General features: G+C 33.0%; 14 protein-coding genes and 1 tRNA gene. 7 read left to right on the top strand and 8 right to left on the bottom strand.

Going from position 1 to position 13,095, the window contains the following annotated elements; translation table 11 throughout:
- Positions 1 to 76: 76 nt before the first annotated feature.
- The 3 genes from rnc to OIU80_RS08035 all read right to left on the bottom strand — a co-directional run bounded on the left by rnc (position 77) and on the right by OIU80_RS08035 (position 2,507).
- Complete coding sequence (gene rnc, locus OIU80_RS08045; RefSeq protein ID WP_264286517.1) at positions 77 to 817, bottom strand: ribonuclease III; 741 nt, start codon at positions 815 to 817, stop codon at positions 77 to 79.
- Between the two features lie 7 nt (positions 818 to 824).
- The gene (fabF, locus tag OIU80_RS08040; protein ID WP_264286516.1) at positions 825 to 2,078 is read right to left on the bottom strand and encodes a beta-ketoacyl-ACP synthase II; all 1,254 of its coding nucleotides are present in this window, start codon (positions 2,076 to 2,078) and stop codon (positions 825 to 827) included.
- A 192-nt stretch (positions 2,079 to 2,270) separates the two neighbouring features.
- The gene (locus tag OIU80_RS08035; RefSeq protein ID WP_007137004.1) at positions 2,271 to 2,507 is read right to left on the bottom strand and encodes an acyl carrier protein; all 237 of its coding nucleotides are present in this window, start codon (positions 2,505 to 2,507) and stop codon (positions 2,271 to 2,273) included.
- A gap of 175 nt (positions 2,508 to 2,682) precedes the next feature.
- Between OIU80_RS08035 and purN the strand changes: the two genes are divergently transcribed.
- Both purN and rnhA read left to right on the top strand, forming a co-directional pair.
- Positions 2,683 to 3,255, top strand: coding sequence for a phosphoribosylglycinamide formyltransferase (gene purN, locus OIU80_RS08030; protein ID WP_264286515.1), 573 nt, complete (start codon positions 2,683 to 2,685; stop codon positions 3,253 to 3,255).
- Between the two features lie 251 nt (positions 3,256 to 3,506).
- A complete protein-coding gene (gene rnhA / locus OIU80_RS08025; RefSeq protein WP_264286514.1) occupies positions 3,507 to 3,989 on the top strand; it encodes a ribonuclease HI in 483 nt (160 codons plus the stop codon).
- A gap of 62 nt (positions 3,990 to 4,051) precedes the next feature.
- Here rnhA and OIU80_RS08020 read toward each other — a convergent pair whose 3' ends face one another.
- Entirely contained in the window at positions 4,052 to 4,399 is a 348-nt protein-coding gene (locus OIU80_RS08020) for a DUF6249 domain-containing protein (protein ID WP_264286513.1), read from the bottom strand.
- Positions 4,400 to 4,526: 127 nt separating this feature from the next.
- Here OIU80_RS08020 and OIU80_RS08015 point away from each other — a divergent pair, with 127 nt between their 5' ends.
- The 4 genes from OIU80_RS08015 (at position 4,527) to OIU80_RS08000 (ending at position 8,699) form a co-directional block, all read left to right on the top strand.
- A complete protein-coding gene (locus OIU80_RS08015) occupies positions 4,527 to 5,129 on the top strand; it encodes an RNA polymerase sigma factor (RefSeq protein ID WP_264286512.1) in 603 nt (200 codons plus the stop codon).
- A gap of 46 nt (positions 5,130 to 5,175) precedes the next feature.
- Positions 5,176 to 5,577 carry a hypothetical protein gene (locus OIU80_RS08010; RefSeq protein WP_264286511.1) on the top strand — a complete coding sequence of 134 codons (402 nt, stop codon included), beginning with the start codon at positions 5,176 to 5,178 and terminating at the stop codon, positions 5,575 to 5,577.
- Between the two features lie 203 nt (positions 5,578 to 5,780).
- Entirely contained in the window at positions 5,781 to 6,704 is a 924-nt protein-coding gene (locus OIU80_RS08005; protein WP_264286510.1) for a PfkB family carbohydrate kinase, read from the top strand.
- 96 nt (positions 6,705 to 6,800) lie between these two features.
- Entirely contained in the window at positions 6,801 to 8,699 is a 1,899-nt protein-coding gene (locus OIU80_RS08000) for an amidophosphoribosyltransferase (protein WP_264286509.1), read from the top strand.
- Between the two features lie 487 nt (positions 8,700 to 9,186).
- Here the strand turns inward: OIU80_RS08000 and OIU80_RS07995 are convergent, their stop codons facing one another.
- The 4 genes from OIU80_RS07995 to OIU80_RS07980 all read right to left on the bottom strand — a co-directional run bounded on the left by OIU80_RS07995 (position 9,187) and on the right by OIU80_RS07980 (position 12,636).
- The gene (locus tag OIU80_RS07995) at positions 9,187 to 9,795 is read right to left on the bottom strand and encodes a superoxide dismutase (RefSeq protein WP_264286508.1); all 609 of its coding nucleotides are present in this window, start codon (positions 9,793 to 9,795) and stop codon (positions 9,187 to 9,189) included.
- A 140-nt stretch (positions 9,796 to 9,935) separates the two neighbouring features.
- Positions 9,936 to 10,574, bottom strand: a complete 639-nt coding sequence (pth, locus tag OIU80_RS07990; protein WP_264286507.1) for an aminoacyl-tRNA hydrolase — start codon at positions 10,572 to 10,574, stop codon at positions 9,936 to 9,938.
- Between the two features lie 385 nt (positions 10,575 to 10,959).
- Positions 10,960 to 11,574 carry a 50S ribosomal protein L25/general stress protein Ctc gene (locus OIU80_RS07985; protein WP_264286506.1) on the bottom strand — a complete coding sequence of 205 codons (615 nt, stop codon included), beginning with the start codon at positions 11,572 to 11,574 and terminating at the stop codon, positions 10,960 to 10,962.
- A 120-nt stretch (positions 11,575 to 11,694) separates the two neighbouring features.
- Positions 11,695 to 12,636, bottom strand: a complete 942-nt coding sequence (locus OIU80_RS07980; protein WP_129540445.1) for a ribose-phosphate pyrophosphokinase — start codon at positions 12,634 to 12,636, stop codon at positions 11,695 to 11,697.
- Positions 12,637 to 12,875: 239 nt separating this feature from the next.
- Here OIU80_RS07980 and OIU80_RS07975 point away from each other — a divergent pair.
- A tRNA-Leu gene (locus tag OIU80_RS07975) sits at positions 12,876 to 12,955 on the top strand.
- Positions 12,956 to 13,095 lie beyond the last annotated feature (140 nt).

Raw genomic sequence — 13,095 nt, 5'->3', positions numbered from 1 at the left:
GCTGGTTCAATAGTTAAGATTGGTATGTTTTTGTTAATTTATAAACGAAAACGATATAGTTTTAAGAAAATCGAGTTTATTTCTTGTCCATTTTTTCTTGAAAAGCAAAATAGGCACGTTGAGATGCCTTCTCTTCAGCTTTCTTTTTGGAAGTTGCTCGCGCTCTTGCGACTACTTTATCATCAATACTTAATTTTACGCCAAATAAACGTTCACCACCAATGCCATTATCTTCAAAAATATCGTAATGGAATATTTTTTTCTCTTTTTGGCACCATTCGATAACTAGGCTTTTGTAGCTTATTACTTTTCCCTCAAGTCGGGTAATGTCTACATATGGACTAATTACACTATTCTGAATGAATTTTTCACAATAAGAATAGCCTCTGTCTAAATAAATAGCTCCTATGAGCGACTCGAAGATGTTACCATGAATGTTTTCTCCAAAATGTTGCAGAGGTACTTTACTTTCGATAAACTGAACAAGATTTAAATCCTTTCCAAGGTCGTTTAAATGCTCTCTACTTACGATTTTCGAACGCATTTTGGTTAAGTAACCTTCATCTCCAGCAGGAGCTTTGTTGAATAAATGCGCAGCAATTACAGCACTTAACATTGCGTCTCCCAGAAATTCTAGACGTTCGTAGTTAATAGGATGTCCGTTTTCATCCAGTCTATTAGAAGAGCGATGTGTAAATGCTTTCTTATAAAATTGTATGGAAATAGGCGGAAATCCAAGTATTTTTTGAATAGAATCAAAAAAAATCCCGTCTTCTTGAGAACGGGATTTTGAAAATATTTTTTTGAAAATACTCATACGAAAATTAGTCAACTAATTTTTTAAATAAAACACAAGCATTGTGACCTCCAAAACCGAAAGTATTGCTCATAGCAACATTAACTTCTCTATGTTGAGGTTTGTTTAGTGTTAAATTTAATGAAGGATCTATTCTCTCATCAACAACCGTATGGTTGATTGTTGGAGGTATAATACCGTGCTTCATTGCTAGGATAGAAGCAATTGCTTCGATAGCTCCAGCAGCACCAAGTAAGTGTCCAGTCATGGATTTAGTAGAGTTGATATTGATGTTTTTAGCATGATCGCCAAAAACAGCACTAATCGCTTTTAATTCGGCAACATCACCAAGTGGAGTAGATGTACCGTGCGTATTAATATGATCAACATCTTCAGGTTTCATACGAGCATCACGTAATGTATTGTTCATTACAGCAATAACTCCAAGTCCTTCTGGATGTGGTGCAGTTAAGTGGTATGCATCAGATGACATTCCGCCTCCGCCAATTTCGCAATAAATTTTTGCTCCACGTGCTTTTGCGTGTTCGTAATCTTCAAGTACCAATGCTCCAGCTCCTTCACCTAAAACAAAACCATCACGTGTAGCATCAAAAGGTCTTGAAGCAGTCTCAGGGCTTTCGTTTCTAGTTGATAAAGCGTGCATAGAGTTAAAACCTCCCATTCCTGCAATTGTGATAGCAGCTTCAGATCCACCAGAGATGATAACATCGCACATTCCTAAACGAATGTAGTTGAAAGCATCAATAAGTGCATTGGCAGAAGAAGCACAAGCAGAAACAGTTGTATAATTTGGTCCCATATAGCCATTTCTCATAGAAATGTGTGCCGGGGCAATATCAGCAATCATTTTAGGAATAAAAAACGGATTGAATTTTGGTGTTCCGTCTCCTTTAGCATAGTACATTACCTCTTCTTGAAAAGTTTCTAAACCACCAATTCCAGCTCCCCAGATAACACCAACTCTTTGTTTGTCGATATTGTCATCTGTAAGTCCAGCATCTTTTATAGCTTCATCACTTGCAGCAACAGCATATTGTGCAAATTTATCAAGTCTACGTGATTCTTTACGATCCATAAAATCTTCGATGTTGAAGTTTTTTACTTCACAGGCAAATTTCGTTTTATGTTTTTCTGTATCGTAATACGTTATTGGGGCAGCACCGCTAACTCCATTAATAAGCGCGTTCCAATACTCCTGAATGTTATTTCCAATAGGAGTAAGTGCGCCTAATCCTGTTACAACAACTCGCCTTAATACCATAAATAATGTGTTTTATTAGCTTTAAACAAATAAAACCCATGCTTCCTTGATTGTATTATATTACAAAAGAGCCATGGGTATTACAATATAAATATATTTTTTTGATTGAAAATCAACCCAAAATTTAAATTTTTATAAAAAATAATAACACCCGACTTTTTATAATTTATAAAAAAATCGGGTGGAAATTTATTATTTTTTAGCTTCTTCGATGTAAGAAATAGCTTGACCAACAGTAGCAATGTTTTCTGCTTGATCGTCTGGAATTTGAATATCAAATTCTTTTTCGAACTCCATAATAAGCTCAACAGTGTCTAATGAGTCAGCTCCTAAATCATTAGTGAAGCTTGCTTCTGTTACAACTTCGTTTTCGTCAACACCTAATTTGTCTACGATAATCGCTTTTACTCTTGATGCAATGTCTGACATAATCTTTAATTTTAGAATTTAATTTGTTGGCAAAAATAAAAAACTTTATTTTAAAACCACGATTTAGTTAATAAATGTAACACTAATTTATAAAATTTATTTCAACAAAGGGATTGGAATGTTATTTATTTTGGTTTTTTATTCCGTTTTTTGCAAAAAATAAATTAATTCTAGTATGAAAAAAATAATCGTTTTTGCTTCAGGATCAGGAAGTAACGCTGAAAACATAATAAAATATTTTGCTGAAACACAAATCGCAAATGTGGTTTCTGTGTTTACTAATAACGCAAATGCGAAAGTAATTGAAAGAGCCAAAAACTATCATGTTGAGGTCGAAATTTTCACTAAAACAGAATTAATTGAAGGCAATGTACTACAAAAAGTAAAATTAATTGACCCCGATTTGATTATTCTGGCTGGTTTCCTGCTTCAATTCCCAAAACACATTATCGAGGCATATCCTGATAAAATAATTAATATACATCCAGCTCTATTGCCTAATTATGGAGGTAAGGGAATGTATGGGATGCACATTCACAGGGCGATAGTGGAAAATAAGGAAAAAGAGACAGGAATAAGCATTCATTATGTAAATGAGAATTATGATGAGGGAGCAATTATCTTTCAGGAAAAAGTAATTCTAACAGATACAGATACAGCAGAAGATGTAGCGGCTAAAATACATGAACTAGAACAAAAACACTTTCCGGAAGTTATTCATAGGCTGGTAGAAGCCTTAGATATTTAGACTACTTAAGATTAGTTAGATTGTTGTTTTTATTCTAGGTTTGAAAAAAGAATAAAAAAAGATAAAATTGTTTTTTGTTTCGCTTGAAAAAGTAAATAGAAACAGAATTTTTTTCTTTCTAAGTATTTAGAAAGAAAGTCGACTTTATAGTTCAAGAAGTCTAACAGTCCAAAAAATTAAAATCTAACTAATCTTAAGTAGTCTAAAAAGCGAAGCAAGTCTAAGAAGTCTAAAAATCTAAGAAGTCTAAAATGAATCAACACGAAGTACATATATATACAGATGGTGCAGCTAAGGGTAATCCTGGCAATGGGGGATATGGAGTCGTTATGGAATTGGTTGGAACGCCACATAAAAAGGAATATTATGAAGGATTTCGTCTAACAACAAATAATAGAATGGAACTATTGGCTGTAATAGTCGGTCTTGAAAAGCTTAAAAAGCCAAATATGAAAGTTCTTGTTATTTCGGATTCGAAATATGTGGTCGATTCTGTTTTAAAAAAATGGGTTTTTGGTTGGGAGAAGAAAAAATTTGTAGGTAGAAAAAATCCTGATTTATGGAAACGTTTTTTAGTTATTTATAGAAAACACCAAGTAGATTTTAAGTGGATAAAAGGGCATAATAATCATCCTCAAAACGAACGCTGTGATGAATTGGCTGTTATGGCTTCGATGCAAAAGCAACTTTCAATAGATGCTTATTATGAAAATGTAGGTTCCAAAGAAGCATAAAAAAATAACGTGCCGAAAAAAGGATTTCCAAGGCACGTTATTTCATTGAAATTAATTTAGGACTAATTGTTATTTAAATCTTTTGATTTATTAAATCCAATAAGCAAACCAATTCCGGACATTGTAAAAATAGTAGCAGGATATACAACACCATCCTGAAGAGAGGTGTATGTTGTAATGAGTAAGGCTATAAAAATTCCTATTCCACTACCTATTAGCAAGAAAGCCAAATTTAAAACAAGTATTTTCCATATAGGAGTATTGTTGTTTTTGCCATTCATAAAAATACTGGCATCTATGCCTTTTTCAATAAGAGCTAAACGTTCTCTGTTTCTTGTAGACAAAATAAGATAGGCAATTCCAAAGATCATAAAGAAAAGACTAATTGGTATTAAAATTTGTGGACCCATAATTTTATAATTTAATTGATTGATATTGCATATGACGAAAGAGGTTTGATAGAGGTTACAGATTTTGCTAAAATAATTTTTTTAACTTAGTTGTAACCTTAATAAGATTGTCGTCGTCATATGCAATATGGATAAAGTAAATGATCAGTATTATATCAATCAGATTCTTTTAGGAGAAACCAATAGGTTTGCAGTATTGGTTGATCGTTATAAAGATATGATTTTTACTTTGGCCATAAAGATGGTGAAAAATAGAGAGGTAGCCGAAGAAGTTTCTCAGGATACCTTCATTAAGATTTTTAATTCTTTAAATAAGTTTAAAGGAGATTCTAAGTTCTCTACCTGGATCTATAAAATTGCATACAATACATGTTTGGATTATTTGAAGAAGAATAAAAAAGAAGAACATAGCATTATTGTTGATGAACTCAATGGACATTTACTTAAAACAACTGATAATGCCTTGAGTATTTTGGAAGATCAGGAACGGAAACAGGATATTCAGAATTGTTTGAATTTATTACCAAGCGAAGAAAGTTTCTTGTTAACGCTTTTCTATTTTGAAGATCAGAATTTAAATGAAATAGGTGAGATTATGGATATTAGTGCTAATAATGTCAAAATTAAATTATTCCGAAGCAGAAAAAAATTGGCAGTTATTTTAAAAGAACAATTAGAGCCAGAAATATTAGATTATTATGACATTGGTAAGGTTTCAAAAATAAAATGAAGAATACCAATAGCATATTCTGTTAAATGACAAATGATAACTACGTATGGAAGAGAGTGATAAATATTACGAAAATCTAGTTGACAAAGTAATGGCTGGAAGTACCTTGCAGAAGCCATCTGCTGATTTTACTTCAAAAATCATGTCCCAGATTTTAATTGCAGAGAAAAATAAAACGATTGTATATAAGCCATTAATTTCAAAATCAGTTTGGATTGTAATTTTCGGATGCCTAATTGCTTTTGTCGGATATATAATTTTTACAGGAAATAAAGCAACAGATCATGAATTAAATGTAAGTACTTTGTATTATTCTAAAATAGATAATTTGATTCCAGTGTTTCAGTTTTCAAAAAACACTTCTTATGCAGTTTTAATTGTTGCTTTAATGGTTCTGATTCAGATACCGATATTGAAGAATTATTATGATAAAAAATATAGATTCTAAAACCATTTTTTTTAAGAATTACCGATTGATTTATTCTTACTATTGTAAGAAATAAATAATTATTTTTTGATTATAAGTCTTTGATTTTTAATGTTTTTGATTGTTTTATTCGGTTTTGTTTTTTAAGAAAATTTTGGTACAAAGAACCGTTGCAACTCTGAAACTTATAAAGTATCTTTGCACCTTAATTCGAAATTCATAAAATGAATAAATTACTGATTGTCGGAACAGTTGCTTTCGATGCGATTGAAACTCCTTTTGGGAAAACAGATAAAATATTAGGTGGTGCAGCGACATATATTGGTTTGTCGGCATCGTTTTTCAACCTACAATCGGCTATTGTTTCTGTAGTTGGAGATGATTTTCCTCAAGAACATTTAGATTTATTAACGTCAAGAAATATTGATATTTCTGGACTTGAAATCGTAAAAGGTGGGAAAACTTTCTTTTGGAGTGGACTTTACCATAACGATCTGAATTCAAGAGATACATTAGCAACTGAGCTTAATGTATTGGCAGATTTTCAGCCTAAAGTTCCTCAAAATTTCAAAGATGCTGATGTTGTGATGTTAGGTAATTTACATCCTCTTGTACAAAGCAGTGTTTTAGATCAAATGGAATCAAAACCAAAATTAGTAGTTTTGGATACGATGAACTTTTGGATGGATTGTGCTTTACCTGAATTATTAGACGTTATAAGACGTGTTGATGTAATTACAATCAATGATGAAGAAGCAAGACAGCTTTCTGGTGAATACTCATTAGTTAAAGCCGCTGCAAAGATTCATACTCTTGGACCAAAATATGTGGTAATCAAGAAAGGTGAGCACGGAGCGTTGTTGTTTCATGATAAAGAGGTGTTTTTTGCACCAGCATTACCTTTAGAAGATGTTTTCGATCCAACAGGAGCAGGAGACACATTTGCAGGAGGATTTGCAGGATTTATTACACAGAGTGAAAATATCTCATATGAGAATATGAAGAATGCTGTGATTTATGGATCAAATTTAGCTTCTTTCTGTGTAGAGAAATTTGGAACAGAAAGAATGGTAGCATTAGATAAAAATGAAGTAGTTGCGAGATTAAAACAATTTAAATCGCTAACTCAGTTTGACATAGAACTATAAAGAATTAAAGCCTCGTTCACGGGGCTTTTTTGATTTTGTTATTACAAAGAATAGTACAAACTACAACAACAACAACAACACACAAACACAAATACAATGAGCGACGCTTTAAAACACGAATGTGGTATAGCTTTGGTTAGACTTCTTAAACCGCTTGAATATTACAAAGAAAAGTACGGAACGGCTTTTTATGGGGTGCAAAAAATGTACCTTATGATGGAGAAGCAACATAACCGTGGACAAGATGGAGCTGGTTTTGCAAGCATCAAATTAGATGTTGAGCCAGGACAACGATACATAAGTAGAGTTCGTTCTAATCATGCACAACCAATACAAGATGTTTTTAAGCAAATAAATGAGCGTATTAATGAAGAGATGACTTTACATCCTGAATACGCAAATGATGTTGCAAAACAAAAAGAAAACATTCCATATATAGGAGAGTTATTTTTAGGACACGTTCGTTACGGAACCTTTGGTAAAAATAGTATCGAGAGCGTACATCCATTTTTACGTCAGAGTAACTGGATGCATCGTAATCTTATTTTGGCAGGTAATTTTAACATGACTAATGTTAAAGAACTTTTCGAAAATTTAGTAGAGCTGGGACAACATCCTAAAGAAATGGCGGATACGGTTACAGTGATGGAAAAAATCGGTCACTTTCTTGATAAAGAAGTAATGTCTTTATATCAAGATTGTAAACAAGAAGGATATTCTAAAAGAGAAGCTTCTCCTGTAATTGCAGATCGATTGGATATCGGAAAAATATTAATGCGTTCTGCTAAAAATTTAGATGGAGGATACGCAATGGCTGGTTTGTTAGGTCATGGTGACGCTTTTGTTTTTAGAGATCCAGCTGGAATTCGTCCTGCTTATTTTTATCAAGATGAGGAAGTAGTAGTTGTAGCATCAGAAAGACCAGTTATACAAACTGTTTTTAATGTGCCTTTTGAGAGCGTTCAGGAAATTGAACCAGGAAATGCATTAATCATTAAGAAAGATGGTAAAGTTTCGATGGAAGAAATTTTAACTCCAACGGTTAAAAAAGCATGTTCGTTTGAAAGAATCTACTTTTCTAGAGGTAGTGATGCCGAAATATATCAAGAACGTAAAAACTTAGGTAGATTAATTTTGCCTGCAGTTTTAAATGCAATTGATAGTGATACAGATAATACAGTTTTCTCTTATATTCCGAATACGGCTGAAACCTCTTTTTATGGTTTGGTCGAAGCGGCGCAAGATTTCTTGAATCAAAGAAAAAACAATTATATAATTGCCAATAGAAATACGCTAACTGCAGATACGTTGCAAGAATTACTTGCTGTAAAAATACGTACAGAGAAAGTGGCTATTAAAGATGCTAAATTAAGAACCTTTATTACAGAGGATAGTAGTCGTGATGATTTAGTTGCTCACGTATACGATGTAACTTATGGTGTTATAAAACCAACGGATAACTTGGTGATAATTGATGATAGTATTGTTCGTGGGACAACACTTAAAATGAGCATCATAAAAATGATGGATCGTTTAAATCCAAAGCGAATTGTAATTGTATCATCGGCACCACAAATTCGTTTCCCAGATTGTTATGGAATCGATATGGCAAAATTAGAAGGATTGGTAGCTTTTAGAGCAGCTCTAGAATTGCTAAAAGAACGTAATTTATATCATATAGTAGATGAGGTTTACGCGAAGTGTAAAGCACAGGAGAATTTTTTAGACAGTGATGTTGTAAATTATGTTACTGCAATTTATGCTCCATTTGAACCACAAGAAGTCTCAGATAAAATTGCAGAAATGTTAAGTTCACCAGAGATAAATGCCGAAGTAAAAATCATATTCCAAACAGTAGAAGATTTGCATATTGCATGTCCTAAAAACCTTGGAGATTGGTACTTTACAGGAGATTACCCTACGCCGGGAGGGAATAGAGTAGTGAATCGTGCTTTTATGAATTTTTATGAAGGAAAAGACGCAAGAGCGTATTAAAAAAACATAATAAAAGGTTAAAACGTGCATTTCATCGGTTTTTTTTACCGTTTATCTTAATTGTTTGGAAGAAATGCACTGCTAACATACTTTTGAAGAACCATAACATTAGTAGGTTAAGTTTATGGTAGATTTGGGGCAAAAAGGGTGGAAGTAATTCCACCTTTTTTATTGGAATAAAGTCAAGAGAATAACTTAAAAAAGGCTCTTAGATATAAAATAAGACTAATAAACGTTTTTTTTTGTAGTTCAACAGAAATATTTGGTATAGCTACAATGTCAACATACATTTGAAGAACCATAACATTAGTAGGTTAAGTTTATGGTAGATTTGGGGCAAAAAAGGTGAAAGAAATTTCACCTTTTTTATTTTTATTTTTTTAGAAAAAAGAAATAGATTATAGAATAAGGACGAAATGCATAGATAAAAAAAGACGAGTACCTTTTGGCACTCGTCTTTTCTCTTTATTCTATAATCTATTTTCGACTATTTGTCTAAAGCATATCTTCTTGAAACTTCAGTCCAGTTAATTACATTGAAAAAAGCTTCAATATAATCAGGTCTTCTGTTTTGGTAGTTTAAGTAGTAAGCATGTTCCCAAACATCCATTCCTAAGATTGGAGTTCCTTCGCAACCAACTTCTGGCATTAAAGGATTGTCTTGGTTTGGTGTTCCGCAAACATCTAATTTTCCTCCTTTAAGTACACATAACCAAGCCCATCCAGAACCAAATTGTGTTGCACCAGCTTTAGCAAACTTAGCTTTGAATTCTTCAAAAGTTCCAAAAGAAGCTTCAATAGCTGCTAATAAATCCCCTGTAGGTAATCCGCCTCCGTTTGGTGACATTACAGTCCAGAATAAGTTATGGTTGTAATATCCACCACCGTTGTTACGAACTGCAGCGTTTTTTTTATCTAAATTGATTAGGATATTCTCTATTGTTTTTCCTTCTAAATCTGTACCAGCAATTGCTGCATTTAGATTTGTTGTATATGCATTATGATGTTTTGTGTGGTGGATTTCCATTGTACGAGCATCAATATGTGGTTCTAATGCATCATATGCATAAGGTAATTGTGGTAATTCGAAAGCCATAATATTATTGTTTTACGATTTATAATTAAATTTAATCCAAATTTATACATTTAACTTTGGAATAGAAAATACTATTTGACTATAATCAAATTAAATTAATTGATAATTTGATTTTCCAGTACTTATGTTTTCAGGATTTCTTACTTTCCATTATAAGTGGTCATTGTATTTTCGAGACCAGCAGTTCCGAAAGATTTGATGATTTCAGAAGCTATTTCTAAACGTTCAGGTAGTTTTGCTTTTTCTGTTTCATCCCATTCGCCTAACACATAATCAACTTGTTGGCCTTTTTTAAACTCATCACTGATTCCGAATCTAAAACGGGTATATTGTTGAGTGTTTAGGACTAAATTGATGTTTTTAAGTCCGTTATGACCTCCGTCACTTCCTTTAGGTTTAATACGAATGGTTCCGAATGAGAGATTAAGGTCATCAGTAATTACGAGGATGTTCTCTAACGGAATGTTTTCTTTGTCCATCCAGTATTTTACTGCCTTTCCGCTCAGGTTCATATAGGTGTTTGGTTTTAAAAGCAAAAAAGTTCTTCCTTTAAATTTGTATTCGGCAAGAGAGCCAAGTTTTACAGTTTCAAAAGATATGTTTTCTTTTCTAGCTAAAAAGTCAAGTATTTTAAAACCAATATTATGTCGAGTGTTAACGTATTCAGCTCCAATATTACCTAATCCTACGATTAAAAATTTCTTCATATAATCTGTTTTCTCTTCTGATTTCTCCTCTGTTTTTATTGATGAAAACAGTTTTGTTATCCATTTTATCATAAATACAAAAGTACACTTAATTAGATAATCGGGCAATTGGAAATTAGAAAATATGCCAATTAGAGAATGAGATAATTTGATAATTATGTGGATCGGGCTTTTTAGATTATTGGATTTTATGGAAAACAGGTATAAGTATAATTTTGTTTTCCCGACAAAGGAAGAATCTCTATAAGTAACCCGATAATAAGAGAAAAAGGAGAATTATTTGATTGAGTTTTGAAAAATGAAAATATAGAAGATATGCTCTATATAAAAAAAATCGCAAGATTTTTACTCAGAACCTCAGAACCTCAGAACCTTTGTAACTTTGAACCTTATAAAAAATGAGCAAAAAAAAACACCAGTTTTGCAACTGATGTTTTTTGTAATTGTTTGAAAAAAATTATTTTTTCTTTCCTTTTGCAGGAGTAGCTTTTGCAGCTTTTGCAGCTTCTTGAGCAGCTTTCATAGCAGCACGAGAGATTCTTACTTGAGCAACAACAGTGTTTTCTGGGTGCATAATTTTGTATTCTGGAGCACCAACTTTAGTAACGTATAATTTGTTACCCATTTCAAGTGGAGTGATGTCAGCCTCAACAAAATCAGGAAGATTTTTCGGTAATGCTTTTACTTTAAGTTTACGAGTGTTTAAACGTAAAACTCCTCCACCAAGAACACCTTTAGATACTCCAGTAATTTTTACTGGAACTTCCATAGTGATTTCTTTGTCATCAAATAATTGAAAGAAGTCAATGTGTAAAATTTTGTCAGATACAGGGTGTACTTGAATGTCTTGTAAAATTGCATTAAATGATTTTCCTTTTCCAAGCTCAATCACAACTGTGTGTGCGTTTGGAGTGTAAACCAAGTTTTTGAACGCTGCAGCGTCTGCTGAGAAGTGTACTGCCTGATTTCCTCCGTATAACACGCAAGGAACCGCTCCAGCATTACGTAAGGCTTTAGTTGACACTTTGCCCACGCTTTCTCTTTCTGATCCTTTAATTGTAATCGATTTCATTGTAAAAAAAATATAGTTATTAATAAATATTCTTGTTTTTTAAGCTTTAAGCAATACGCTCTAGGCTTTTTCTGCGCTAAGTAAGAAGGCTTATAGCCTATGACTTAAAGCATAATGCTCTTACATTATAAATTTTCCACTAATGGAATTGTTGTGGTGCACCATGTGCATAACTTCAGCAAAAAGAGGTGCACAACTCAACACTCTAATTTTCTTTGATTCCTTTTTTAATGGGATTGAATCGGTTACGATCAATTCACTTAATTTAGAATTCTCTATTTTCTCATAGGCATCGCCAGATAGAATAGCATGTGTACAAATAGCTCTAACACTTAATGCTCCTTTTTCGATCATTAAATCGGCTGCTTTTGCTAATGTACCACCGGTATCGATCATATCGTCTACCAATATTACGTTTCTGCCTTTCACTTCACCAATTAATTCCATGGTGTCGATAACATTGGCAACTTTTCTTTGTTTGTAACAAATCACTACATCTGATTCTAAAAATTTAGAATACGCATAAGCTCTTTTTGAACCTCCCATATCTGGAGAAGCGATTGTTAAATTTTCTAAACCTAAACTTTCTACATATGGCAGAAAGATTGTCGAGGCAAAAAGATGATCTACTGGTTTTTCAAAGAATCCTTGAATTTGATCTGCATGCAAATCCATTGTCATAATTCTTGTTGCTCCTGCAGCATCTAATAGATTGGCAACTAATTTAGCTCCAATCGGTACCCTTGGTTTGTCTTTTCTATCTTGTCTAGCCCAACCAAAATAAGGTACTACAGCTGTAATATGTCTGGCTGATGCGCGTTTTGCAGCATCAATCATAAGTAACAATTCCATCAAATTATCTGCTGTTGGAAAAGTTGAACAAACAATAAATACACGTAGCCCTCTGATAGACTCTTCATACGATGGCTGAAATTCGCCATCACTATAAGTTGACATTGTAACCTTACCTAACGGTATTCCGTATTGCGCTGCAATTTTTTCAGCAAGGTAAACACTTTTTGAACACGCAAAAATTTTAGCTTCTGGTTCTTGGTGCGACATTATAATTTGTTGTTTTGTAGTTAGTTGTGTGTGCGTCGTTTTAACGAGGTGCAAATTTATGAAATTTATTGAACACTGAAAGGAAAATTTTAAGTATTTTTATTAGAAAATGTAAAATTATTTTATAAATTTGCACCGTGTTAAAGGAACAAGGGTTTATTATAACGATAAAAACTTATTCTATTGCGTTAAAATGATCACTTTTATTTTATAAAAAAGATTGTTTTTTCGTCTGCTAAGCCCGGATGGCGGAATTGGTAGACGCGCTGGTCTCAAACACCTGTGGGAAACCGTGCCGGTTCGACTCCGGCTCCGGGTACAAAAACCTCTTCGTAAGAAGAGGTTTTTTTGGTTTTAGACTGTTTCTGTCAAAGCTTAATCTATTATTTTCTATGTAGTTACTGTTTTTTTTAATGAATTCAATGAGGGGATGTGATCATTGAATTAGGCTGCAATTAT

Origin of the sequence: Flavobacterium frigoritolerans, from assembly GCF_025847275.1 — a bacterium.
Lineage (GTDB): Bacteria > Bacteroidota > Bacteroidia > Flavobacteriales > Flavobacteriaceae > Flavobacterium > Flavobacterium frigoritolerans.
Note: the sequence above shows the minus strand (reverse complement) of the source record. Positions and strands in the feature narration are given on the sequence as shown.